This is a genomic window from Gulosibacter molinativorax (assembly GCF_003010915.2).
In the GTDB taxonomy this organism is placed as follows: domain Bacteria; phylum Actinomycetota; class Actinomycetes; order Actinomycetales; family Microbacteriaceae; genus Gulosibacter; species Gulosibacter molinativorax.
The window spans coordinates 1766155-1790760 of sequence record NZ_CP028426.1 but is presented as its reverse complement, the minus strand read 5'-3'; the positions used below and the strand labels follow the sequence as shown (position 1 = coordinate 1790760).

At 63.4% G+C, this 24606-nt stretch carries 23 protein-coding genes, 1 tRNA gene and 1 pseudogene; 11 read left to right on the top strand and 14 right to left on the bottom strand.

Features of this window, described 5'->3' with window-relative positions; all coding sequences use genetic code 11:
• The first annotated feature begins 137 nt into the window (after positions 1 to 137).
• The 3 genes from GMOLON4_RS08445 to GMOLON4_RS08435 are packed head-to-tail and all read left to right on the top strand — an operon-like array spanning position 138 to position 6254.
• Positions 138 to 4730: a hypothetical protein gene (locus tag GMOLON4_RS08445; protein ID WP_051266696.1), complete on the top strand. Its 4593-nt coding sequence runs from the start codon at positions 138 to 140 to the stop codon at positions 4728 to 4730.
• 8 nt (positions 4731 to 4738) lie between these two features.
• Positions 4739 to 4945 carry a hypothetical protein gene (locus GMOLON4_RS08440; protein WP_026936722.1) on the top strand — a complete coding sequence of 69 codons (207 nt, stop codon included), beginning with the start codon at positions 4739 to 4741 and terminating at the stop codon, positions 4943 to 4945.
• Positions 4938 to 6254: an MFS transporter gene (locus GMOLON4_RS08435; RefSeq protein WP_084147455.1), complete on the top strand. Its 1317-nt coding sequence runs from the start codon at positions 4938 to 4940 to the stop codon at positions 6252 to 6254. Before GMOLON4_RS08440 ends, GMOLON4_RS08435 begins: the two co-directional genes overlap by 8 nt.
• 29 nt (positions 6255 to 6283) lie before the next feature.
• On the opposite strand, the gene mscL is transcribed toward GMOLON4_RS08435, so the two are convergent.
• Together mscL and GMOLON4_RS08425 are read right to left on the bottom strand one after the other, a co-directional pair.
• Positions 6284 to 6688 carry a large conductance mechanosensitive channel protein MscL gene (gene mscL / locus GMOLON4_RS08430; protein ID WP_026936720.1) on the bottom strand — a complete coding sequence of 135 codons (405 nt, stop codon included), beginning with the start codon at positions 6686 to 6688 and terminating at the stop codon, positions 6284 to 6286.
• A 96-nt stretch (positions 6689 to 6784) separates the two neighbouring features.
• Positions 6785 to 7363, bottom strand: coding sequence for a 5-formyltetrahydrofolate cyclo-ligase (locus tag GMOLON4_RS08425; RefSeq protein ID WP_026936719.1), 579 nt, complete (start codon positions 7361 to 7363; stop codon positions 6785 to 6787).
• Positions 7364 to 7403: 40 nt separating this feature from the next.
• Between GMOLON4_RS08425 and galU the strand changes: the two genes are divergently transcribed.
• Together galU and GMOLON4_RS08415 are read left to right on the top strand one after the other, a co-directional pair.
• On the top strand, positions 7404 to 8336 hold the full coding sequence (galU, locus tag GMOLON4_RS08420; protein ID WP_026936718.1) for a UTP--glucose-1-phosphate uridylyltransferase GalU: 933 nt from the start codon (positions 7404 to 7406) through the stop codon (positions 8334 to 8336).
• Positions 8337 to 8344: 8 nt separating this feature from the next.
• Complete coding sequence (locus GMOLON4_RS08415) at positions 8345 to 8968, top strand: GNAT family N-acetyltransferase (protein WP_035732602.1); 624 nt, start codon at positions 8345 to 8347, stop codon at positions 8966 to 8968.
• Positions 8969 to 9391: 423 nt separating this feature from the next.
• Here GMOLON4_RS08415 and GMOLON4_RS08410 read toward each other — a convergent pair whose 3' ends face one another.
• Positions 9392 to 9973 (bottom strand): hypothetical protein, encoded by a 582-nt coding sequence (locus tag GMOLON4_RS08410; protein ID WP_146137578.1) that lies wholly within the window; start codon positions 9971 to 9973, stop codon positions 9392 to 9394.
• 34 nt (positions 9974 to 10007) lie between these two features.
• Here GMOLON4_RS08410 and GMOLON4_RS08405 point away from each other — a divergent pair, with 34 nt between their 5' ends.
• Positions 10008 to 10391 (top strand): hypothetical protein, encoded by a 384-nt coding sequence (locus GMOLON4_RS08405; protein WP_146137577.1) that lies wholly within the window; start codon positions 10008 to 10010, stop codon positions 10389 to 10391.
• 6 nt (positions 10392 to 10397) lie between these two features.
• Here the strand turns inward: GMOLON4_RS08405 and GMOLON4_RS08400 are convergent, their stop codons facing one another.
• On the bottom strand, positions 10398 to 11012 hold the full coding sequence (locus GMOLON4_RS08400; protein WP_026936714.1) for a DUF6891 domain-containing protein: 615 nt from the start codon (positions 11010 to 11012) through the stop codon (positions 10398 to 10400).
• Positions 11013 to 11227: 215 nt separating this feature from the next.
• Between GMOLON4_RS08400 and GMOLON4_RS08395 the strand changes: the two genes are divergently transcribed.
• From GMOLON4_RS08395 to GMOLON4_RS08380, 4 genes are all read left to right on the top strand, one after another.
• Entirely contained in the window at positions 11228 to 12571 is a 1344-nt protein-coding gene (locus GMOLON4_RS08395; protein WP_146137576.1) for a hypothetical protein, read from the top strand.
• A gap of 71 nt (positions 12572 to 12642) precedes the next feature.
• Positions 12643 to 13734, top strand: coding sequence for a hypothetical protein (locus tag GMOLON4_RS08390; RefSeq protein ID WP_026936712.1), 1092 nt, complete (start codon positions 12643 to 12645; stop codon positions 13732 to 13734).
• Positions 13735 to 13791: 57 nt separating this feature from the next.
• A tRNA-Ala gene (locus tag GMOLON4_RS08385) sits at positions 13792 to 13867 on the top strand.
• 457 nt (positions 13868 to 14324) lie between these two features.
• Complete coding sequence (locus tag GMOLON4_RS08380) at positions 14325 to 14675, top strand: hypothetical protein (protein ID WP_026936711.1); 351 nt, start codon at positions 14325 to 14327, stop codon at positions 14673 to 14675.
• 156 nt (positions 14676 to 14831) lie between these two features.
• On the opposite strand, the pseudogene GMOLON4_RS16400 reads toward GMOLON4_RS08380, so the two are convergent.
• Positions 14832 to 14894, bottom strand: a pseudogene (locus GMOLON4_RS16400) (hypothetical protein); the annotation flags it as partial.
• 127 nt (positions 14895 to 15021) lie between these two features.
• On the opposite strand from GMOLON4_RS16400, the gene GMOLON4_RS08375 reads away from it, so the two are divergent.
• Positions 15022 to 16169, top strand: a protein-coding gene (locus GMOLON4_RS08375) for an IS3 family transposase (RefSeq protein WP_106486790.1) whose coding sequence is annotated in 2 segments (ribosomal slippage) — positions 15022 to 15292 and positions 15292 to 16169 — 1149 coding nt in all. Because the reading frame shifts where the segments join, the coding sequence is not laid out codon by codon here.
• Here the strand turns inward: GMOLON4_RS08375 and GMOLON4_RS08370 are convergent.
• From GMOLON4_RS08370 to GMOLON4_RS08330, 9 genes are all read right to left on the bottom strand, one after another.
• Positions 16134 to 16967, bottom strand: a complete 834-nt coding sequence (locus GMOLON4_RS08370; protein ID WP_265415359.1) for a recombinase family protein — start codon at positions 16965 to 16967, stop codon at positions 16134 to 16136. The genes GMOLON4_RS08375 and GMOLON4_RS08370 overlap by 36 nt on opposite strands.
• Positions 16968 to 17294: 327 nt before the next feature.
• Entirely contained in the window at positions 17295 to 18548 is a 1254-nt protein-coding gene (locus GMOLON4_RS08365; RefSeq protein WP_026936709.1) for a tyrosine-type recombinase/integrase, read from the bottom strand.
• Positions 18541 to 18783: a helix-turn-helix domain-containing protein gene (locus GMOLON4_RS08360; RefSeq protein ID WP_084147454.1), complete on the bottom strand. Its 243-nt coding sequence runs from the start codon at positions 18781 to 18783 to the stop codon at positions 18541 to 18543. Before GMOLON4_RS08360 ends, GMOLON4_RS08365 begins: the two co-directional genes overlap by 8 nt.
• A 180-nt stretch (positions 18784 to 18963) precedes the next feature.
• Complete coding sequence (locus tag GMOLON4_RS08355) at positions 18964 to 19776, bottom strand: hypothetical protein (protein ID WP_026936708.1); 813 nt, start codon at positions 19774 to 19776, stop codon at positions 18964 to 18966.
• Positions 19777 to 19793: 17 nt separating this feature from the next.
• The gene (locus tag GMOLON4_RS08350; protein WP_026936707.1) at positions 19794 to 20618 is read right to left on the bottom strand and encodes a hypothetical protein; all 825 of its coding nucleotides are present in this window, start codon (positions 20616 to 20618) and stop codon (positions 19794 to 19796) included.
• Between the two features lies 1 nt (position 20619).
• A complete protein-coding gene (locus GMOLON4_RS08345; protein ID WP_026936706.1) occupies positions 20620 to 20970 on the bottom strand; it encodes a hypothetical protein in 351 nt (116 codons plus the stop codon).
• 22 nt (positions 20971 to 20992) lie between these two features.
• The gene (locus tag GMOLON4_RS08340; RefSeq protein ID WP_051266692.1) at positions 20993 to 21841 is read right to left on the bottom strand and encodes a replication-relaxation family protein; all 849 of its coding nucleotides are present in this window, start codon (positions 21839 to 21841) and stop codon (positions 20993 to 20995) included.
• A 142-nt stretch (positions 21842 to 21983) separates the two neighbouring features.
• A complete protein-coding gene (locus GMOLON4_RS08335; RefSeq protein ID WP_051266690.1) occupies positions 21984 to 24188 on the bottom strand; it encodes a type IV secretory system conjugative DNA transfer family protein in 2205 nt (734 codons plus the stop codon).
• 2 nt (positions 24189 to 24190) lie between these two features.
• Positions 24191 to 24424: a hypothetical protein gene (locus GMOLON4_RS08330; protein ID WP_146137564.1), complete on the bottom strand. Its 234-nt coding sequence runs from the start codon at positions 24422 to 24424 to the stop codon at positions 24191 to 24193.
• Between the last annotated feature and the right edge of the window lie 182 nt (positions 24425 to 24606).

Sequence of the window (24606 nt, the reverse complement as noted above, 5' to 3'; positions counted from 1 at the left end):
CGCGCGCGCTCGGCAACGGGCCGAGCAAAGCGCAACCGCTATCGTACCGTCCGCGCGGGACCGATTTCTTCCCACGGATGCGTGAAACTCCCACAGGCTCCAAGGTTCGGGCCGCCTCTTCCCCTATCTTGAAGAGCGTGTGGGGCTTTTTCCGTAGGCGAAACGATAACCAGGCCGACAATGATCGCGACCAGGTCGATAACGCTGCGTCCACGCAGGACACGGAAGAAGTCGCTCGCGACGTCAACCTCGAGCTCGATGAGGGTGTCGGGGTCGGTGAAGACCCTTCGCGCTGGCTCGAGCAGGTAAAGGAGGCGCGCTCGGCCAAGCCCGGCGGGTCGCCGTTCGCGCCCATCGATCTCGACGCTTCCGCGGCTGAGGGAATGGATGCGCGTCCCGCAGGGGACCTAAAAGCAGAGTTTTTGGATGCGGGGCAGGGCGCCTCGACGTTGGCCGCCAGCCGCGGCCCCTCGGCGGATGCGCTGGACCCTGACGCCGAGTGGACGGCCGCGGGTGCCGCAGCGCGTAACGCGACATCTCGTAACGCGACATCGGGCAACGCATCATCGGGTGAGGCCGACACCGCACTCAAGACCAACACCGCGTCGGCCAAGTCCGCACCCGCATCACCCAAAACCAGCACCGCTTCACCCAAGTCCGCCGCCGGGCGACCCGCGAACGCGACAAACTCCGCTTCTGCCAACTCGGCCACGAGGCACTCCGAGCCGCGCGCCGCCACGGAACCCGGCGCATCCGATAGCCCCGCAGCTACGAACTCGCTCGGCGCATCGATCACCGCGACCCAGGAGCGCTGGCGCAAGGAGCTCGCGAAGATCGGCGGTTACTCGACCCAGCGGAACTTCCGCGGACGTCGCGGCACCTACCTCGACCTCTCGACCGCGCATCCTTCCGGCATTGCGCCGCTGCTGTCGGGCCGAGCGGTGAAGCTGTCGAGCCTGCTGCGCGAGCCGCTCGCTTTCCGCAATGCGCTCGACTCCGCGATGCTCGTCACCCAGAAGGGCATCGAACTCGAGGCGAGCCGCGGACTCAACACCGTCAAGCTCGCGATCGGGTTCGCATCCTGGACTTCGAAGCGCGGCGAAATCAACGCGCCCATTTTCTTGCGCTCGGCGACCCTCCGACGCGTCGGCCGCGACTACGAGCTGCGCATCACCGGTGCGCTTTCGCCGAACGCCGAGCTGCTCAAGGCCCTCTACGCCGACGGCGTGACGCTCCGCGCGAGCGAGCTGATGGCGCTCGCGGGTCCGCACGCGACGCTGTTTCCCGAGGACGCCTTCGATCGCCTGCGCGAGCTCGGTAGCATCCTGCCTGGCTTCGAAATCGGTGCGCGCGCGGTCGTCTCGACGTTCGCCGAGGTCGCCGAGGCGATGCTCGCGGACGCGCAGAATCTGAATCACACGGTGCTGGATGCGCTCGCCGGCAACCCGGGCGCGCGCGATCAGCTCGGCGCGACTCTGCACGTCGAGTCGAGCGTGAACCCGGATCGTCGCGACCCGTCGAGCGATCGTCTGCTACTGGATGCGGACACTGAGCAGGAGCGGGTGGTCGACACGATCCTCGGCGGCTCGAATATCGTCGTCGAAGCACTGCCGGGCACCGGCGTCACGCAGACCGTCGTGAACGCGATCGGGCAGCTGGTCGACCGCGGGAAGCGCGTGCTCGTCGTCTCGCCGCGCTCCGCATCCACCCGCGCGATCCGCGCGCGACTCAAGCAGGTCGGCCTCGACGGGCTGGCCGTATCGCCGCGCACGCTTCGCCGTGACCTCATCTCGGGCATTACGCGAAACGAGAAGGCCGAGCGGCCGAATTCCGCAGACCTCGATGACGCACTCGTGCGGCTGCGCCACGTGCTCGCCGACTACCGCAGCGCACTGAGCAGGCCCACACCCGACTTCGGCGTCTCGCCGCTCGACGTGCTCGAGGCACTCAGCCGACTCGAGCTGCTCGACGTGCCGCCCTCGACGACCGCGCGCCTCGACCGCGAGACGCTCGTCCGACTCGCGCACCAGGCCGATCGGGACGCGATGGCCGAGCGCCTGCGGGAACTCGGCGAGCTCGGGCAGTTCCGCTACGGCCCGAACGATTCGCCGTGGTACGCCGTGCAGTTCTCGTCCACCGAGGACGTGGGGGAGGTGCACGGCGCCGCGGTCGCCCTCGCGGACGGCCGCACGCGCGAGGCGGTCGAAAAGGGACTCAAGATCGTCGACCAGACGAACCTGCGCCGCCCCGAGACCTTCGCGGAGCTCGGCGTCTACCTGCGGCTCCTCGCGGACATCCGCGAGACCCTCGACCGCTTCACCCCCGAAATCTTCGACGCGGAGCTGTCCGACCTTATCGAGGCGACGAGCCCGCGCCGTGATCCGAGCAGCAACATCCCGAACTCCCGCCGCAGGGAGCTGCGCAATCTCGCGCGCGAGTACGTGCGACCGGGAACGCCTGTTGCCGACCTCCACGAGTCCCTGAAGTACGTCCAGCGCCAGCGCATCCTGTGGCACCGTTACGTGCAGGACGCGGCCCAACCCAACGTGCCGATCGGCATCGAGCAGGCGCGCACCCAGTGGCGCGAAGTGTCGACGCTCATGCGGACGGTGGATGACGCGCTTACCGACGTCGGCGAGGTCGCGCTCGCGGACACCCCGCTCGACGCGCTCGAGGACCGCGTCGAGGGCTTCGCCGCGGAGTCGGAGGTGCTCGACAACGCGGTAGAGCGGCTGCAGCTCAGCGAGCAGCTCCACTCGGAGGGTCTCGGCGGGCTGCTCGACGACCTCGCCGAGCGTCACCTCGAGTCGGAAGTCGTCGGCGACGAGCTCGAGCTCTGTTGGTGGCAGTCCGTGCTCGAAGAACAGCTCAGCTCAGAGAAAGCGCTCCTCAATGCCAATACCCGCGTCCTGACTCGACTCGAGGGCGACTTCCGCGTCGTCGACGAGGCGCACACGGCATCGAGCGCGAATCAGCTCGCGTGGCAGCTCGCGCAGGCATGGAAGGTCGCGCTCGTCGACGAGGCCGATCAGGCCGGCACGCTTCGCGAACTGCTGCGCAACAGCGGGGTGTCATCGTCGCGCCTCGTGAGTCGCGCGGGTGACATCGCCGCGACGCTGGCCCAGGTGTGGGTGTCGACGCCGTACGATGTGCCGCGAATCGACCCGCGCATCCGCTTCGACACCGTGCTGCTCGTTGATGCCGCCGCGATGTCGACCGCCGAGGCGATCGGCGCCATTCGACGCGCGCAGCAGGTGGTCGCGTTCGGCGATCCGGTCACGCAGTTCCCCTCGCCGTTCACGGTCGGCGCGAAGCCGATGCTCGACCAAAAGCGCGAGCTCGAGGGCACGAGCGCCGATGAGCTACAGCGGCGCGAGCAGGATTCGGCATACGCGCAGCTCGCGCAGTTCTTGCACACCGTCTCGCTCACCCGCTCGTATCGAGCCGAGGGCGAGGACCTCGCCGAGCTTGTCAACGAACGGTTCTACGGTGGTCGGATGCAGTCGATGCCGTGGGCGGGCGCATTCCTGGGGCACTCGTCCCTCACCTATTCGTATGTCGAGGGCGGCACCGGGCTACCGGACCAGGACTCGGGCGCCGTCGAGGCGACGGATGCGGAAGTCACCCGAGTCGTCGAGCTCGTGATCGATCACGCCCTGCGTCGTCCGCGCGAGTCGCTCATGGTCGTGAGCGCATCCGTCGCGCACGTCCAGCGCGTGGAACAGGCCGTGTGGTCGGCCGTCTCCAAACGGGCGGACGTCTCGGACTTCTTCACGCGGCCCCGCGGGGAGCCGTTTGTCGTCACCACGATCGAGGGCGCAGCCGCGCAGTCACGCGACCGCGTCGTGTTCTCGCTCGGCTACGGCGTCACACCGCACGGCCGCGTCTTGTCGGAGTTCGGTGTCCTCGCAACGCCCCTCGGCGAAAAGGCGCTCGCGATCGCGATGACCCGCGCTCGCCGATCGCTCGTGATCGTGACGTGTGTGCGGGCCGATCAGATGGATGTGCAGCGCATGTCGGCCGGCGCGATCGGCCTCGCGCAGATCCTTTCGGAGCTCGCGGCCCGCACCGAACGCCCCGGAGCCGCCTCCCCACTCGACGAGGAACGCGCCCCGATGCTCGTCGACCTCGCGCGCCGTCTCGGCAGCCTCGGGATGAACGTCGCCCTCGACTATCGTGGCCGCATCCCGCTCGCCGCCTCGTACGGCAACCGCGCGATCGCGATCGATCTCGAGGGCCGCGCGATGGTCGCGGGCACGGTGACCACGCTCCGCGAGTCGCTGCGACTTCGCCCCGAACTGCTCAAGCGGCTCGGCTGGTATTACCTGCGCGTGCATGCGTTCGAGCTGTTCGCGAACCCCGAATCGGTGGCCCGACGCATCGCGGTGGCCCTCGAGGTGCCGATGCCCGAGGAGCGCACTGCGGTGGCAGGCGAAATCACGGATGGTTCAGAGCCTGGTAGCGTTCAGACACGAGGCGAAATTACCGCGGCAACGAGTTCGGTGCCGCGGCGCCCGGAAGAGTTTGATGACTCGACCGAAGGCACGGTGTCGACCGAAGGCACGGTGTCGATTGAAAGCACGGTGTCGGGTGATGGCCCGCAGGACGCGACGACCGAAGGCGAAGCTAGAGCCGTCGTGACGGAACACGACGACGCCGATGGTAGTGGAGAATCAGTGCGGACCGAAGCGGATCGCACCGCGCAGGAGTCGAAAACCGCACAGGAGTAAAGGGAGAGATGGCACGTCAGCAACGTCGTGTTCGGACAGAACCACAGCCCGGTGTCGACCCCACCCCGCAAAAATTTCCCGCATCCGCCGACGTCCCCGAGCGGGTCGAGGTCACGCTAGCCGAGGAAGACCGCGACGACTCGTGGGGGACGAGTGGCGAGGCAGACTCGAACGACGAGCGACTGCGCGACAACATCCCGCCGCACAATGTCTGACCCGCGCGATGAGCCCGGCAAGGCCGCGCGCGAAGACGCCCGCCACAACTTCGAAGCGCTCGAAACCGGCCAGATTCCAATCGTGAAGCCGAAAGACCAGGTCGAGGAGCGCATCCCCGCTGAAATCTGGATGCTGCTGAGCGCCACGTTCTTCATCGCGGTCGGCTTCGGCCTCGTCGTTCCGGTGCTTCCGCAGTACGCGGAATCGTTCGGTGTAGGCGCGACGCTCGTGTCGGTTGTGGTGAGCGCGTTCGCGTTCATGCGGCTCGTCACCGCACCGATCGCCGGCCCGCTCGTCGAGAAAATCGGCGAGCGAACGGTATACGTGCTCGGCTTGCTCATCGTCGCGGCGTCGAGCTTCGCGACGGCCTTCGCAAGCGACTACCTGCAGCTGCTCGTGTTCCGCGGACTCGGCGGCATCGGCTCGGCGATGTTTTCGATCGCATCCTCCTCGATGGTGGTCCGGTTCGCGCCGCCCTCGCTCCGCGGCCGCGTGTCGTCGCTATGGGGCGGGATGTTCCTCATCGGCAGCATCTCGGGCCCGATCTTTGGTGGCCTGCTCGGACAGGCGGGCATCCAGGTGCCGTTCCTCGTCTACGGCTCAGCGCTGCTTGTCGCCGCGGCGATCGTCGGGATCATGCTCGGGCGTGCTGGCCGTAAGAATGGCGGCGCGGGCAACCTCAGCAAGCGACTCCCGCCGCTCCTGCTCAAGGATGCATTGGCTGTGCCGGCGTACCGCGCCTCCCTCTCCTTCGGCTTTTCGAACGGCTGGGCCAACTTGGGGATGCGTTCCGCGGTCGTGCCGCTCTTCGTGAGCCAGGCGATCAACAACGAGCCCTGGGCGGCGGGCGCGGTCGTCGCAGCCAACGCAGTGGGGAACGTGGCCGCGCTGCAGTGGTCCGGCCGCGCGAGTGACAGGATCGGGCGCAAGCCGCTCATCATCGCGGGGCTCGCGGTTGCGAGCGCGGGGATGCTCGCGCTCGCCTTTGCGGATAACCTCTGGTACGTGCTCGCCGTCAGCGTGATCGCAGGCGTCGGTTCGGGACTGTGCTCGCCGACTCAGCAGGCCGCGATTGCCGACATTATCGGGCGGGAACGCTCGGGTGGTCGGGCGCTCAGCACCTTCCAGATGTCGCAGGACGTCGGCCAAATCTTTGGCCCGATCGTCGCCGGTGTCATCATCGACTTCGTCGGATATAACTGGACCTTTGTGTTGGGCGCGGTGATCCTGCTCATCCCGGTGTTCTTCTGGATTCCGGCGAAAGACACGCTTGCCCTCGGAAAGAAGAATTCCCCGCCGCATTCCTAAGAACGCGACGGGGAATCACTGGGGGCGAATTACTTGATTTCGCCCTTCTGAGCGGCAAGCAGGTCGCGAATCTCGACGAGCAGCTCGTTGTCGCTCGGCGGAACCTCTTCGTCTTCCGGCTTGTGGCCGTGCTTGCGCACGTAGGCGGCCTCGTTCATCTTGTTGATCGGCAGGACGATGACGAAGTACACCACGGCGGCGATCAGTAGGAAGTTGATGATGGCGGCGATGACGCTACCGATACCGAAGCTGATCGAACCGATCTGCCACGTTGCGGTGGCAATGTCGTCGGCGTTGAAGATCGCTGCGATGAGCGGGTTGAAGATACCTTCAACAAGCGCGTTGACAATGGCGGTAAACGCGGCACCGATGATAACGGCTACCGCGAGGTCAATTACGTTACCGCGGGCGAGAAATTCCTTGAAGCCTTTCACGGCTCCTCCTTCAGTTCACTAATCGGGGTCCGAATTTTGCAGTGCAAAGCATAGTCATGAACTGTGGCTTCCTTTCAAATCCACGACGAGATTTCGTCAACTTGTGACAGTGAAATTTTTATTGGGCGTGAGTACACCTGCAACGGGACGGTCATGCGTCTCGCGTGGCACCGCATCCACCACCTCGTCGTCGTGCACGAGGGCATAGACCGGCGCATCCCGGTCGGCAAGCGCACGATCGTAGAACCCGCCGCCCCAGCCGAGTCGATAGCCCTCGCGATCGACGAGCGCGGCCGGAACGATGATGAGGTCAGCGGTGGCCAGGGCGTCGCCGGGCTCGGGTTCGCCGACCGGTTCAGGTACCCGCAGCAGCGGATGCTGGCGCTCGGCTCCCGTGTCCAGCACCCATTCGAGCCTGCCCTCGGGCTTCGGGAGTGGAAGCAATACCTCAAGGCCGGACTCGCGCGCACGGCGAAGAAACTCCCGCGTAGGCACCTCGACCGGTGACGAGAGAAAACACGCGACGCGCCTTGCCGAAAGCCGCTCGACGAGCCGCTCCAGCGCATCCGCAATCGGGCCCGCGAGCGCGGTAATTTCCTCCGGCGTGCGGGCCGCGCGAGATTCCCGCACGAGCGCGCGTAGCCGCTTTTTGTCTGCGATGACCGATTCGAGCATGAGGTCAGCGTACGTCGCTGGTGCCGGGTAGGATCCCCACATGACTTCTCAGGTGACGAAGGCCGTGATTCCGGCCGCAGGACTCGGTACCCGCTTCCTCCCGGCCACGAAGGCGATGCCGAAGGAGATGCTGCCGGTTGTGGACCGCCCGGCGATCCAGTACGTCGTCGAAGAGGCCGTGCAGGCCAACCTTCGAGATGTGCTCATGGTCACGGGCCGCAACAAGACGCCGCTGGAAAACCACTTCGACCGCGTGCCTTCGCTCGAGACAGCACTCAAGCAGCGCGGCGACGACGCCAGGCTGCAGGCGGTCCGCCGCACCTCCGACCTCGCGGACGTCCACTACCTGCGCCAGGGCGACCCGCTCGGCCTCGGGCACGCCGTCCTCCGCGCGAAGCAGCACGTGGGCGACAACTCTTTCGCCGTACTGCTCGGTGACGACATCATCGATGACGAGGGCGAGCTGCTGCGCGAGATGCTCGCGATCCACGCCCAGACGGGCGCGAGTGTGATCGCCGTGCAGGAAGTGCCGGAGGAACAGGTGTCCTCGTACGGTGTCGTCGACCCGAGCAAGGTCGATGGCGAGCTCGAGAAGTTTGGCGACAGCGAAGAGCGCCCGGCGCTGTGGGTGGATGCGCTCGTCGAGAAGCCGGCCTTCGAGCAGGCGCCCTCGAATCTCGCGATCATTGGTCGATACGTGCTGCGCCCCGAGGTGTTCGAGGTGCTCGAGCGAACCGCCCCGGGTCGCGGCGGCGAGATCCAACTCACGGATGCGCTGCAGGAGCTTGCGGCGCGCCGGGAAGAGCTCGGTGGGGTGATCGCGGTCGTGTTCCGCGGTCGTCGTTACGACACGGGAAATAAGCTCGATTACCTTAAGGCGAACGTGGAGCTCGGGGTTGCCCACCCCGAGATCGGTGAGCAGGTGAGCGAATGGATTCTGGAGTACGCGAAGACGCTCACGAAGGACCAGTAATAGAACTGATGTTGGCGAGTGGGGCACCGTTTGTGCCCACCATTGACGACGGCGAACTGCGCATCCGGAGCATCCGCACCAGGGATGCCCGCGAACTTGAACGCGTGCTTCTCGAGAACCGCCCCTGGCTGCAACCCTGGGAAGCGACCCTTCCCGGCGCGGCGGGGCGGTGGAATGTGCGCGGCTCGATCCGCTCGTTGCTCGATCAGGCGAGCAGCCGGGTGACGATGCCGTTCGTCCTCGAGGTCGATGGGGCAATCGTCGGGCAGCTCACGGTGTCAAATATCCAGTACGGCGCGGTGTCGTCGGCCTCGCTCGGCTACTGGGTCGCGCAGTCCGCGGCAGGTCACGGGTATACCCCGATCGCCGTCGCCGCCGTGACGGACTACTGCTTCAAGTCCATCGGGTTGCACCGGATGGAGATCTGCATCCGCCCCGAGAACAAGCCGTCGCTGCGGGTCGTCGAGAAGCTCGGGTTCCGCTACGAGGGCAAACGCGATCGCTACATCCACATCGACGGCGACTGGCGCGACCACTACTGCTTCGCGCTCGTGCGCGAGGAAGTACCTCGCGGCGTGCTGAACCGCTGGCGAGACGGCGCCGTCGACGAATCGGTTGCGGCACGAGACTAGGCACGAGCATCCCGACCTGAAATGGGGGAGGACATGACAAATCAGGCGAACCCGACCGACTTCGACCGGATCGCCGGGTGGTGGTCGACACTGAGCAGTGCGGAGTTTCTTGCCGCAACGCCGCCGAGCGGGCCGACGTTCACGGAAGACGACGAGCACGATGTGGCACTCGCCGAGATTCGTGAGCGAGGCTTGCATCCCGACATCGCCTACGCGATCTGGTCGGTAGACGGCGGCTTCGACGCCACGGGGGCGCTCGCCGCGCCGCACCGGGTGATGTCGGATGGTGATCCCGAGGTCATCGCGCGGGCGCTGGCCTCGGTGCCGGATGGCTACCGCATCGAGGCGGGATACCGGGCCGGGGACTATCTGCTGGTGCGCGATCGCGATGAGCCCATTGCGCCACCGAGCGGTCCGACTGCCTCACGCGAGGAACGCTCGCAGCCCCGTGAGGCATCCTCGCGCGGGCCCAGCAACTCGCAGCCGGCACCGGTTCTCCCGGCAGAATCGCCTGCCGCGACCGATTCGGGTGGGCAAACAGCGGGCGATGTGCCTTGGCCAGGGGTCGATCTGACCAATAAGCGGCAGCTCCGCGAGCAAGCGGACGCGCTCGCGCTCCCGCCGCCGCTCGAGATCGACTGGTATCGGGCGCGGATGCGCGACCCAGCCGTCGGCGAGCCCGGGCTCGGGTTCTGCCTCGAGCGGGTCGCGGATGCGGGAGCACTCACCCGGGCTGACCTCGACCTGCTGCTGGACGGGTGGGAAGACCGGATGCTCCGCAAGCCCGACACGTATCAGCGCTATCGTCCCGCGCTGATCACGTTTGGCATCGCACTCGCGCGAGACGAGCATCCTCGGGCCCGCGAGGTGTGGGAGCGACTGCGCGAGCTCGACGCGTCGTGGCAGGTTGACCTTCGACTCGTGCTCACGGGGGTGGTTCGGGGCACCAGAGGACTTGGAACCGCTCTGGCGAACGTTGCTGGAAGGGTCGACATTCGCCACCATCGGCTGGGCGATACTTGCCGCCCGGGTGCATGGCGTGAGCATCCTCGATGCATGCGCAATGGGTGCCGAACGCGCGGTCGCCGAGCGGTCGAGGCCATTCGTGCGCAATTATTTCGCGACGACCGCGATCGCGTGGTGGTCCGATCCGCCGATGATGCCCCTGAACTACCCGACACGGTGGCTCTGGAATTACGCGTTCAACGAGTACTCGAGGCGGTGGTTCGCGAGCGGCGTGGCGATTGCGTGGCGGGAGCACCTGTCGATGGTGCTGCGGTCGTGGGTGCTCCGGCATCTTCGCGAGCACATGATCGTGCTGAACCCATCGCGAGTCACACAGGCCGTCGACGCGGCCGAGCACACCGACGCGGTGGGCGCAATCGAGCAGCTGCACGCGAGAATCGACACCGCGCTGACATAGGGCGAGTTATCTCGGCGCCGAATACCAGGCCATGTCGGGGATCTCGATCGTAGTCGCAGCCGTGCCATTCCATCCGGGCTCGAGCCCCGCGGCCCGCAGCGCCGTCATCACGACCTGCCCAATCGCCTCGTCCTCAGCATCCTTACCCGCGTTGTCGGCCGAGGCGTAGTCGACCGCGCCGAACCGGAGGTAGAGCGTTTCTGGTCCGTTCACCAGGCGCTGCGCATCCTGAGTGTGGAAAAAGACGTAGCCGACCGGTCGCTCGCGCATCCGCCGAGCGAGTTCGACGGCGAGGTCGTGGCCCTCACCGCTGCTGTACCCGAGGTTCGGGCGAGCGAGATAGCCCTGCTGCTCCAAGGATGCGAAGGCCCCCAGCAGCTTGCCCGACATGTCGATCTCGGCGAAGCGCCTCGACCAGCGTGCGCGGCGGTCGCGTGCTCCGAAGACAATCTGTTCGGCGCGGTCGGCGGGGGTGCCTTCTTCCACCCCAAGTTGTATGAGGCCGGCGGCCACGACGTCGGCGGGTCGCGCATCCGTCATGAACGCGACATGCGACTGCTGGCGCAGCCAATCGATGAGATCCGCGAGCTCTTCAGCACTGAGTTGTTCGGATGGTGACATGGAGCCAATGTAGCGAACGCGCTTCCGACGCAGTTGGCGGGTCCGCGCATCCGATCGCGATCTCGGTCTCAGTCGATCGCGGTCGATTTCGGGAGCCAGGCAAGCTTCGAAATGAGTTTCGATTAATCGCCGGTCAAGCTGAAATTTTGCTCAGAACGACGGACACTCCAATCACAATCGTCACAATAATCACATTCGCTCTTACGGTTGAGCGCATGCAGGAATTCGGGGGAGCGAGCGCCATAGCACTTGTGCTGTTGGCGTTGCTTTGGGTGGGCTTGCTCGCCCCGGGCTGGGTGCGCGAGCACAACGCCCGCTCGGCCCAGCGAAATGCCATTCGACTCCAGCAGACCCTTCGCGCCATGGCATCGACCAGCGAGGTTCCCGAGGTTGTCGAGCTGGAGGCGCGAGCCCGCACCGTTCGCGTCAAGCAGCGCGAGCTGAAGCAGGTGCGCAAGATCGAGGCCGAGGCCGAACGCGCCGCGGCCCGCGCGGAAGCCGAGCGTCGCGAAGTCGAGGCGCGTCTTGGCCGCGATCAGGCGGAGCAGGCGCTTCGCGAATCATCCTTGCGAGCTGAGGCGTGGCGACTTGCGTCCGAGGCGCGCGAGGCGAGACTTGAGGAAGAACGAAGGGTAGCGGAGGAAGCCATGGCAGACGCGAACGCACGACGGGAAGCTGCGGCACGGGCGCGTGCTGCCGCCGCAGCCGCGGAGGCCCGCGAGGCGAAGGTTCGCGCCGAGGGAACGTGTGCGGCTGACCGGTGGGCGAATGGCGCATCCGGTTCGGAACGCGCCGTCGAGCGACGCCTCACCGGAGAACAGCCGGCGCTGAGCGGTAAGCGTGAATCTGAGGCGGCCGCGCGCCGCCGTCGTGGCCGCCTCGCCTCCACTCTCGTCGGGCTTGTCGCGATCGCCGCCATCGTGGTCGGGGCCATCGGTATCGGCGCTGGCTTTGGTCTTCCGCTCCTGATCGTCGGAATTGCGGCGCTTGGTATTTCGGTTTGGATGCTCGTTCGGATCAACGGCGTCTGGCAGGCTCAGGCTCAGGCGCAGGCAGCGCGGGATGCGAAGGCTGACCAGAGCGTCGTTCCATCGGTTTCGTCGGCCATTCCCGAGGCACGGGTGGCGCCCGCGCCGCAGGAGCTTGTCATCTACGACGTTGAGCCCGAGCATGTTGCCCGCACCGCGGCCCCGGACGATGCGTGGACGCCCGTGCCCGTCCCGCGCCCGCTGTACCTCGACCGCGACGTCGCCGAGCCGACCCCGCCGGAGGGCCCGGACGGCGGCGGCCCCAAGGTGACCGACGCCGACATCATGGAGCTCCTCCGTGAGGAAGCCCGGAAGTCCGCCAACGCCCTGCGCACGGCACAGTCCGGGGTGCCCGCGCTGCCGAATCGCGCGGTTGCGGAGGGGCCCGCCGCGGAGCGTCTCCAGCCCATCACGGTGAACTCGAGCAGCTCCTGGTCTGAGGTCGGCGACTTGGATGCGCTGGTCGGGCAATACGGTGAAGGCGAGCTCGCCAACCTTGACAGCGTGCTGCGTCGTCGGCGTGCAGGGTAGTTGCGTTCGATCCGTTGAACTAGCATGGAACATCGACTGCGCCCGCGGTCGAGAATTTTCCAGGAGAATTGATGGCCAAGAACGACGAGTTCGATAACCCGTTTGACGAGACTGATGACTCGTTGCTCAGTGTTGAGCCTGGGGCGTTCGACTCGTCCGGTCCCGTGCAGGCGCGTGGTGGGGCGACCAACGCCCGCGCCGTGAAGGGTGGCCTCGCTGCAGGCTGGCAAGGCCTTTCGCGCGAGCGGAAGGTCAATCTGATCACCGCGGTTGCGGCTGTTCTCGTCTTGGTGCTCATCCTTCCCACGGTGATCTCGGTGATCGGCATCGGTCGCCGAGAGGCGCTGGCCGCCGAAGCCGAGCAGGACTCCCAGATCAACATGGTGGTCGTGTCCGAGCGGATGCGCGATGCGGAGGATTCCGTCTCGGTCGTGCTCGGTGCTTACGCGATGTCGTCGACGTTTACGCCCACCAAGGAGCGCGACGAGCTTCGCGATCGACTCGCCGACATGAGCGCGGCGGTCACCGAGAACGACGAGGGCAAGGCCGAACAGGCCGCCAAGAAGTCTCGCGAGTACTTCGTCGACACCTATGCCCCGGCACTGGCCGAGAACGCCCAGACGCTTGAGGACGAATGGTACGGAGCGTCGTACGAGGCGTTCGCGGACGTCGACGCCGCGAAGCAAAAGGTGACGGATAACCTCAGCGACGATCGCATCGACGATCTGGGCGCCGCTGTGATCGAGCTTGCGAATGCGCTAGGCATCCTGCGTGAAGAGCACTACGCGAGCCTCTCGACGTACGTGCCGCCGCCCGTTGTGCAGGACCCGCAGCCGGAGGCGCCGAAGGAGACCAAGGCGCCCGAGGCGCCGAAGGAGACGAAAGAGCCGGAGCCGACCAATGAGCCCGAGCCCGAGCCGACCCAAGAGCCAGCGCCCGAGCCCACGCCGGGCACCGGCGGTGCGACCGACGGCAGCAGTGACTCGGGTAATGGCGGAACCCCCAACGGAGACAGCTCATCCGACAATTCGGGTGGCGACAACTCCGGCAGTGGGGGTAACGGTAACGGGACCCCCGGCGGAAACAACGGCGGCGGGAGCGGCTCCGGTAATGACGGCAGTAGCGACTCGACCGGTCCCACGAGCGGACTGGGCGCCGGGTAACGCGGATTGGGTTTCGGGTAACAACCAGTGGTAGAGTAACTGCTTGTTCCCGCAACTGGGGCTATGGCGCAGTTGGTAGCGCGTCTCGTTCGCAATGAGAAGGTCAGGGGTTCGAATCCCCTTAGCTCCACCATAGAAGTCTTATTCGAAACGCCCGCGGAAAAATCACTTTTCGCGAGGCCGATCCAAGACGAATCAGCTACATACGAAAGAGGACCGCCCACACGGACGGTCCTCTTTCGTATTCCAGCCGACAGCGTAGCCGGGTCGCCCTTGTTGGCGGCATACGTCACCGCGAACGACTCCGCTACCGCGGTAGCCGGTGCTCCAGCCCTGGCAGCCTGGAAGGCGGCTTCAGTGGCAAACAGCTCGCCCAGCGGCTCCACCATGTCCTCGCCAACCACTTCGTCATGCTCGATATAGACATGCTCGAAGATTGCCTGGTTGAGTCGGCGTCGGATCTCGTCTTCGGCTTTCATGTACATCCGGTGCGGCTGCTCTAGCAGTTTCAGATTGGCCTCCACGAACTCGACACCGCCAGTCAGGTCGGTATCAACCTCTTCAAGCTGGGCGGTCAGTCGGTCGCGCTCTTGCTGCAGCTCGATCAGGCGGCTGCGAATCTTGGCTTGTGGCAGATCGCCGTCGGCGGCCAGTTCGATCAGGTTGGTCTCCTTGACATCGATCCCTTTCAGTTGGTTGCCCAGTTGCTGGTGGAGCAGTCGCTGTGCGCCGGTCTGGTCTTCCAACACCTGATTCATCAGGGAGCGCATCTCGGCAATGAAGTCTGCGGAGAAGGACTTGGTTTTGTAGTGGCGTTCAACCGCTGCCTCGACCAAGTGCAGTGGATGGTGCGGTTGCGTGCAGCTGCCGTCCTTGGTGCCCGTACAGAAGTAGTAGAAGTACTCACCACCATGTCTGCCAACCGAGCGCTGGATCACTAGCCGTCGGTTGACGCCACGCTCCCTGCGACAGGCCCCGCAGTAGACGGTGCCTTTGAGGTAGTGGTCATGGAGGCGACGTCGTTCGCCTGAACGCCCGCGAGAGCGGATGATCTTTTGAACCTCTTCAAACAGATCTTCATCCACCAGTGGCTCATGCCGCCCGGCGTATTCCACTCCCTGGTACATCACGTAGCCGAGGTAGTAGCGATCCTGCAGCATGCTGTGCACTTTGTTCTTGGAGATCGGAACGGCGGCCCGTTTGGGGGTAGTGGGCTGACCCCTCTTTCTAGGTCCATTCGTTATGTGAGTCCAACACCCCGCGATCATGGGGAGAATGGATCACACGATGAGCAAGCAAAGAAAACGTCACACCCCGGAGCAAATCGTCCGGAAACTGGGGCAAGCCGACCGGCTCCTTGGCGAGGGCAATACCGTCGCCGATGCCTGCCGCGAGCTCGGCGTCACGGAGCAAACCTATTTTCGGTGGCGAAACCAGTACGGCGGCATGAAAGCCGAAGACGCGAAACGGTTGAAAGAACTCGAGAAGCAGAATGCGACCTTGAAACGGTTGCTCGCTGAGGCTGAGCTCGAGAAGGCCGCGCTCAAGGAGTTGGCTGAGGGAAACTTTTAGGCCCGGGTAGACGGCGTGCCGCGATCGCGCACCTGATTCGCACCCTGCAGATCAGTGAGCGTAGGGCGTGCCGTCTGGCCGGGCTTTCCCGCTCCGCCTGGCGGCGGCCACTCAAAGGTGATACTCCAGCAGATCCCGACCGGGCGCTTCGCGACTGGCTGCGGATGTTTGCGAAGAATCACCCGAGGTGGGGGTACCGTCGCGCGTATCACGATGCCCGCGGCGAGGGCTGGGACGTGAACCACAAGAAGGTGCAGCGTTTATGGCGTGAAGAAGGGCTCCGCGTGCCACAGAAGCGCAGGCGCAAGCGCATCGGGGCTTCAACTATCGAAGCGCCTGCCGCGACTGCGCCGGGCGTTGTCTGGGCGGTCGATTTCCAGTTCGATGTCGATGAGCGCGGCAAAGCGATCAAGATCTGCTCGATCGTAGACGAACACACCCGCGAATGTTTGGGCGGTCTCGTGGAGCGGTCGATCACCGCCGAGCGATTCATCCGGCATCTCGAGGAACTCGTCGCCGTACACGGGGCACCAATGGTGCTGCGCAGTGACAACGGGCCGGAGTTCATCTCCGACGCCGTAGCAGAGTGGGCAGGCACAAGAACCGGATTGTCGTACATTCCACCGGGCCAGCCCTGGCGCAACGGATATGTAGAGTCGTTCAACTCGAGGCTCCGTGACGAGTGCTTGAACATCAACAGTTTCTACTCGCTGCTTCATGCTCGGGTCGTGATCAGCGACTGGAAACACGAGTACAACCATGAGCGTCGGCATTCCTCGCTCGGATACCGGTCGCCGGTCGAGTACGCTCGATCTTGCACCCACCAGTTAGAAGAAATCGACTCGCATACTGAGCGGACCTAACAACGGGGGCGGCCCAGTAGGTCGGGTTCGGAGTCCGCGATCTGCCAGTTCCTCGACAATGTCTGCCAGCGTGTAGTCGTTAGTGGCGTACAGCTCGAACGCCAGCCGCACGAATGGTGCTCTCTCTGGGTCGACCTCGATCGTGCGGATCTGCCTGCCTTCGGAGGTGTCCATCACGTTCAAGTAGCCAAGCTTGGCCCGGCCCAGCGTGCCACCGCGCTTGGCCTTCTCGCCCATCTTGTACGCGATATCTGCGCCCGACTCACGAGACTGGTATTCGTTAAACACCGCCAACATTCCCTGCATGAGCTGCCCGACAGGGGATTCGTCGATCGCTTCAGTGGCAGAGATGAGCGTGACGCCACGCTTCTTGAGGTCCACACCCACAAGGGCTTCGTCGTAGCGGTTACGCGCCATGCGCGAGAGCTTGTACACGATGACGTAATCGACATCGCGGTCAGTGTGGATGCGCTGCAGCATCTGCCGAAAGGCCACTCGCTTGGTCATCTCGGTCGCTGACTTACCCGGCTCGACGTATTCGTCCACGACCGTTAGACCCATTTGTTCGGCCTTACGCAGACACGCCTTGCGCTGGGCGGGCAGGGAATTACCTTCTGGGTCATAGTCGGTTTTGACTTGGCCCATGCTCGAGACTCGTACATAAATCACGGCCCGCTTACCTGGCGGCACAATGTCTGTATCGATCGTCTCTTGGCGAATAACCCCAAGCTCAGTTTGCTCTGCACCACTTGATTCCCACTCGTATGGCGATACCGATAAATCAGGTGTGTTGAACATGCCTATTCTCCTCTCCCTTCAACGTGCGTAATTGGCTGCGGGCAGGTGACTCGCGCTAAGTAAGGCCAGATGGCGAATGCCTCAATTGGCCGAGAATTGCGCGGCAGCCGATGCGACGGTGTGACAGCACGATTGACAGCTTCTGCCGCAGTTTCGCCCGTGTTCGGTGTGGTTCGTGGGTGACCGTCATACGGGGTTCGTGGGGCACTTTCACCTCTGTTAGATGTCCCTTTTAAGCAGGGTGTCCTGGGTTCAAGTCCCAGTGGCTCCTCCATAGAAAACCGCCGATTCGACCCCCGTTGATCGGCGCTTTTCTTTGGTCGGCTATCACGCATACTGCACCTCCGAAGCGACATGTGACAGCAGATTCTGACAGCTGCTGTCGCTGTCAGCCCCGAACGTTGCTGCACTGCGCGGAACAGTTGCCGAATCGACACCACTTTGGTTGGCCAGCACTTCACTGATGCCCATGAGGGCGTCTCGCTGCGCCGTTAGATCACCGTGCTGGTAAAGCTGCTGGGTTGTGAGCACGCTGGAATGGCCCAGGATGAGCTGCGCATCGCGTGGTGGAACTCCTAGGTTCTTGAGCAGTGTCGCAGTGGTGTGGCGTAGGTGGTGGACTGTGATGCGTGGCAGCCCGACCTGCTTCGAAATCCGAAGGAATGTGCGTGTGAGCCCGTGTGGATCGACGGGCTGCCCGGTCTTGCCTCGGAATACCAGCGAACTGAGGCCCGAACTGGCCTCAACGGGGCCGTGTGAGGCGCTGTGCGGGGCCTTGGCGCGCAGGGCCAGTAACTCGGCCCGAATAGGCGGAAGGAGCGGCAAATCGCGCCGTCCGGCGCTCGTTTTGACGTCCCCGAGTCGTAGCGTGCCATTGACCCGTTGCAACTGCTGCCGGATCCGGATCACGCCTGCGTCGAAGTCGATGTGCTCCCAGCCGAGGCCAAGTACCTCACCGCGGCGTAAGCCGTAGTTGGCGAGCATCAGGAAGGCTCCATGCCACATGTGGCCCTCGGTGGCGTTGAGGAATGTGGTGAGTTGCTCGACAGTCCAGGGCGTGATTTCTTTGCGCTCCCACTTTGGCTTGAGTGTCAGGCGGGCGACGTTGCGTTGCACGAGTTCTTCACGCTGGGCTCGGGTGAGGGCAGATGACAGGGTCGTTCGTACTTGTTGCACGACGCGCGGGCTGACACCTTGCTGTGTGAGGGTGTCCAGATGCACTTGAACATCGCGTACACCGAGTGTCGCGAGCGGCAGTGAGCCGAGCTGCGGCACGAGATAGCGCCTGACTAGTGTTTCGTACCGTTCGGCGGTGAGCGGTCGGTTCACGACCGGAACGACCTCTTTGATCCAATAGTTGAGGTAGCGCCCCACCGTCCACGGCGAGTCGGGCGACAGGATGCCGCTATCTTCTCGCGACAACATGAGCGTGAGTTTGCGGCGGGCTTCGGCTGCCGTTTTTGCGTAGGCATGGACACGTTTACGTTTGCCGGTCAGGGTGGTCACGGTGGCAGATGCACCGAATCGTCCGTCTTTGCGCTGGTAGATCGAGCCTTCGCCGTTCGTTCGTTTGTTACTCATGGCGTGGCCCTCCGTCGCGGTGTGCGTAGATAAACGACTCGAGATCGGAGGGCCGGACTCGACGGCGGTTCCCCAGCACAATGGTGGGTAGTTCGCCTGCGTTGATGTATTCGTACACTGTGCTTCGGCTTGAACGGAGCCGCTCGGCGACTTCCTGCAGGGTCAGCAACGCATCGCTGGCACTGGGCTTGGTGTCGACCGGGCGACGGTTGGTGTGTAGATGCTCACTATTCATGAGTCTTTTCCTCCTTTCACGATGAGGCGTGCTCAAGGTAATCTGCAGCCCGCAATACGACGCCTTTGTCGAATTGCGAGCGACTGTCCTTGAGGTGTTGTTACTGACCAGATCACGGTTTACCGCTTAGGCCATGTCCAATGTACTATCAATTGACGCAAATAGATCAAACAATTACTATTACTTGTCCTCGTTCCCAGATTTGGTAAACATGTGGAATTTCTTCTCGTCGTAAACATGATCAAACTTGCTGCTCATGACGTCCCAGAATGGCTCGAAATCGATAGACGCAATTCCCGGAAAGCCCATTTCCTGCTCGATTCGCGTAATCTCTTGTTCCCATTGGGCAAGGTTGGTGAGGTGCAGCATGGCGGCTCGACGTGATTCGAACGTGCCAAGATACGCGGCGATGTAATCGTCCTCAAGGGTTGGTGAGGTCGGGTCCGTGTTGAAGAGTGACAAGAATGCCTTGAACGGCGCCCCGTGTTTGGTGACTAGCCGATCGGCTCGAGCTGCCGTGTCCTCTAGCTTGTCTTCAGGAATGTCCGCCTGGACGTTGAGTAGGAAACGATTATCGGTGGTCTTCACCTCGGCCACCCAGTTGATGTCTTTCAGTTGTGGCGGCATCGCGTGATTGCGGTGGGCTGTGCGGGTGAAGCGCATGTTTTCGGAAGCGATAACGTTGCTGCCGAGCCAGTCAATCCATGTTCGGACTTCCGGCGGTGTGCTGGGGTCGGTGTAGATCGGTAAGTACTCTGCGCGCAGCTCATGGTTGCGGACAGGTTCGTTACCGCTGAATTTTAATAGCGCTTCATTGTTCGGTATGGCCTGGGCGAGAATACTGGCAATTGCATGCGCGGTAGTTCGCTGCACTTCTCGCTGTTGTTGGAAGGCGTCTTCAATATCGAGGTTGATAGCAGACGTTGCCGCTACATTGCGTTCGTGAAAACTCTCTGACTCTGATGCTGTTGAATGTTGTTGGAAATGTTCCATTACTTTGTTCCTTCCGGTTATTTTGCAAATATGTGCAGTCGCCCGCCCAAGGCGACGGCATCGCATGCGAATAATTCGAGGTAGTCCCAGAGCACGTCGTAGTTCATGGTTACGAGGCCGTCGACGCCGGATCGTTGGACAAGACGCCGGAGTTCGGATTCCCAGTCCGTCAATTCCGTGAGCGCGTGCATGGCCTCTTCTTTGGTGGTGAACGAGCCTTCATAGACGCTGTCGAAACCTGCGTGGCAATCTGGTGACCCGGCATCAACATCGGCGAGGCTGAGATAGGCGGCGAACGCGTCACCGTGCTCCATCAGCAGCGGTGTGAGGGAGTTTTCGAGCTGGTGGATTTGCTCGGTCGGGAGGTCGGCGCGGACGTTGGCTTGCACGATGGTCTGATCGACGTTCAACGTGGTTGTCCAAAGAAGGTCGTGGAGATCAGGCGGCCGCCCAAGTTCGCGTTCGCTGGGATATCCAACGGCAGTGTTGTCTTCGCTTACCAACCAGCTCCCGAGCCAGTTGATCCAGCGGCGAACATCATGGTTCGTTGCGGGGTCGTGGTACAGCGACAGGTACTCGTCGCGAAGCGATTCGTTGACGCCGATACCGGAGACCGCGAACTCAGCCACTCGACTATCTTCGGGGAGCCCGATTGCCAGGGCACCGGCAATATCTCGTGCTTCTTCATGGCTGATTTCGCGGTGTCGCGTGAGTGCTTCGGTGGTGGCATGGTCGATTCGTTGGCTGAGCCACATCGGAGCGATCTGCCCGTTTGGTGTAGTTGCATCGGCGGCCTCGTCGGGCGATGTTTCGCTCGGTTGCGCGATGAAGGGCCGTTCCATGTCACTGGCTCCTTTCTGCTGGTTCGTTGCTGTGATCTGGGGCTGGGCTGTCATCGAGGAGGTACTCCCACAACGCAACGACCCACGGCACGGGGGATCGAGCGAGTTCTAGGTCGTCGTATTCCAGCTCATTGAGTGCGGCCATTCGCGTGCTGTCGTCTCCCGCGCTGAACCTGGCAAGGGCGCTGTTTCTGTCGGGCGTGATGCGGGCTGCGATCAAGCGGGCGGTGGTGTTGTCGATTGGCTGGCCGTTGCTTGCGGCAGCTTCGACATTGCGCCGGATGAGCTGCGCCTGGTGGCGCTGTAGGGCGCGGATTCGATCCGCCGTGGAGTGGTTGCTGGTTGTGGTCATATTCGCCTCCTTTCAAAGGGGCTTAGTTATTGCGTCCAACTGGGCTCTCCGGTACACCGCCAGGCGGTTCGCCAGAGGCGGTCAGCGAGGCAACGAAATGATGGCTTGGAACAACGCTGAACAGTCCGTGAGGTAGCGATGAATCCCCGGTGATCGCGCCCCGAATGGCACTCGCCCTGGCCTCGTCTGGAACGAGCCACAGCACAGCCGGGAACACCCCCGTCTCGGCTTGTTCGCGTCCAGAGGCGGCGTAGCGCGCATAGACACTGCATTTGGCGAGGATTCGTTGGAGGTTTTCGGTGGCGCGATCGACCTCAACGAACCAGTGGTCTTCGTAGTCGCCCGTCGCGGTAATGAGGTGGAGATCGGGTTTGAGATGCATGGTGGTCCCGTTCGGGCCGATGAATTCGCGCCAACAGCCAGGTTCGGGAGTGAGCGCGATGAGGTCGAACTGGCCATCTCGGGCAGCGGTTCGTGCATCGACTACGGCGGTTGCGATCGCGAGGGTGTGTTGCACGAATTGCAGTGACGGTTCCATGTAGCGGCTGCGTCCGGTTTCAGCGTTTCGGTGTCGTAGGACGCGGTCGCCTTGGGATGTGAGTTGCCAGATGTAGCTTGAGCTGCCGTGCCGGACGCCGCCGATCCGTCGTTCAAGGTGGGTGAGTAGCTCGAGTCCTTTGAGCCGACGGAGCGAGCGCATAGTGGCTTTGCTTGCTGCGGCTTGAGATTGGTGTCCGCCGGAACCAATGGGGAAGTGGAGCCTCTGGACGAGCGGGGTGGAGAGTAGTCGTAGTTCGCGTAAGTCGGTCAGGACAGCGAGGTCGCGCTGCGAGAGCTGTGTGATGAGTTTTGGGATCTGGACGTAGTTCATGGCGACCTCCGGTGGCCGCTGGAAGAGCGGTCAGTCCAATCCAGGCCGGGCGCGTTTGGCGCTGAACGGGCGGGTGGCCGGTGGATTGTTGAGGTCGTGACAACCCGGGTGAGAAGTCGGATGACAAGGTCGGTGCAGTGGTTCATGGGTGGCTCCGTTTCTTGCGGCCGACGGCTCCAGGGATCCGTGGCACAGGTTGATTTGCCGCTGCTGCTATGGGTGGCTCGTGCGCTTCGGCGGATGGTGGTGGCGGAGCCTCGTGCACGACCGGTGGAGGTGGTTCGGTGGGCGGACGCTTGGCTTCGATATAGCGACGAACTCGGTCGGCAGGTTGCTGCTCGGGAGTCGGCGGTAGGGTGCGCGCCAGCGCCCAATCGGTGGTGATGCCGTCGGCGACGAGCCGGACGTAGATTTCGTGCTTACCGAGTGACATGAAATCGAGGTCGGTGAGTCCTGGGGCGAGCTTCGCGATGGTGCGAGCGTCCTCGTCAGATTCCAGCCGGAAGACGATCTTGTTCCGTGCGTTGGTCTTGACGGCTGACTTCATCTCGTGCGGCAACTGATCCCAGAATTGAGTTGCCAGGAACCAGCTCACCGAGAGCGACCGGGAACGAGCCAACGCATCTGCGAGGGATACCGGCAAGTTGAAGAGCCGGTCCGCTTCATCCACGTACACGAATCCAGGGCGTTGCTCATGGCCGGGTTCGCTGGCGCGTTCCTGGACTGCTTGCCACGCGTCTGCGATGACGAGGGAGCCGATGAGTTCGGCGGTGAGTGGGCCGATGAGCCCTTCGTTAAGAGGAACCAGCACAATTTTGCCGTCGCGGAACATGTCGCGCAGTCGAAAGCGGGTGTTCCTGGCTCCGAGCATCCGCACCGCCGCTGGCCGCAGCAAGACTTGGCGAAGTTTGTTCATCGGGGCCGCGATAACGCTGGCCAGCGTTGCCGGTTTCATTGAGTCAAACCAGGCCCAGAACCCGACCAAGGTGATGTCGTCCTGGATGGCGGCGACTTGTTGTTGTCGGAACCCGGCATCAAGCCAGAGCCGTTGGATGTCAACAAGGGTGTTGGGACGTTCCTCGGTGGAGGTTCTGGCGAGGGTTCTAAGCGACGCGGAGAAGATGTCTGCGGTCCGTGGTCCCCAGCCGTCCGAAAAGGTTTTTTTGAAGACGGCCAGGATGCCATCTGCGACGACATCGGGATCGCGCCCCGTGGCATCGAGTGGATTGAATCCGATCGGGTTCGGGTCGCTGGCATCCAGAATCACGACGTCGTCCCACCGTTCGCGGGGGATGCGAGCTAGGAGGTAGTCCGGGATCTGGTGCTTGGGATCGACGACGAGTACCGGTGCGCCGGAGGCGATATCGGCCTCGATGAGGTGCTGCATCATGGTGGTCTTGCCAACGCCGGTCGGCCCGAGAGCGAAGCCGTGGAAGAGGGAGTCCGCTTGTCTGATGCCAAGTTCCCGATCATCACCAGGTACTAGTGACGTAGCGAATACTCGCGACGCGGAGTGCACGTTTTCTGCGGCGCGCAACATCCGTGGATGGAGCGGTGGCATGCTTGGGAGTTGGTCCTTGCCAATCGGCCAGGCAGTGAAGGGCACAAGTTCACTGACCGAGAGTGAGTTGTGCCACCACCGTGGAGTAGTGCCATTGTTGAGCGCGTTGGGGTCGTCGCGCTTGAGTCGGATCTTGACACCTGGTGCTTGGGCGACTGCCATGCTTGCGGTGATGTCTAGCGCCATGCGATGGCGACGCTTTTCGGTTGAGGCAAGCACTCCGATCCGGATTGCGCAGCGGAATCCATACTGGGCGATGCGCTTGCTGACTCGATTGCGAGTCTCCCGATCGGCTGGTGTCTTCCCGGTCAAGAGCGCCGCGGCGACGCTCAACGGTATTGGATCAGAGATCTGGTCGGCAGTGCGTTCTGGCATCAGCGACGGTCCGAGTACGAGCTGGACGACGATGGTGTCGTCGTCGGCCAACGGGCGAGACAATGCACTGAAGAGCGCCTGCGTGACCGACTCTGGCGTATCGCTGCGGAGCGGCAGCCCCGGCGGCTTGGCCGTTAGCGTGCCGCTGGAATAGACCGCGCGGCGGCGATAGCTGCCGAGTTCCACGATGAGGCTGCCGGGGATCAGGGTGGTGACTAGTCGTCGCAGTGCTTCGACCTGCGCTGGCGGGCAGCCGATGAGCTGGGTAATGCCGTCCGCCGTGGCCCGGGTCTCGAGAACGATGGTTGGCCTGGTGCTGTCGGCCGCCAATCGGGTGAGGAAATCCACTACCTGCTCAGGGGGAAGCGGGGTCGGGAGGATAAGTCGCGAGAACATGATTTGGTGTTTCATGACTAAGACTCCTTCCGTTTAGCGCCAGAAGTCGGGCGCGGGGATACGAGCTTGTCGAAGCCGACGAAGTGCGGGCGGGAGAGACCGGCATTTTCGGCGGCTTGCCGGTTGGCGTCCCAGAGCAGCAGTTCCGCGAGTTGGTCGGCGCGGGCTGGTTCGTAATCTTCTGACCAGACTTTGAGAGGGTCTTGATGATTAGCCCGCGGTTGTCGCGGGATGTGTTGTGGCTTAGTCATTACGTTCTCCGTTTACTGAAGGCCGCTTGACAGCAAGGGCAGAATATTGCCTTCTGGCGTTGTTTATGAAACAAGTGTTTTCATTTGTCAAGGAGAATTGTTCATTCCACAACACTTTTATGGGGTTAGTGCTTGACATTTCACCACCTATCCCGTCTGGATTTACGCAGTCGATATGTCAC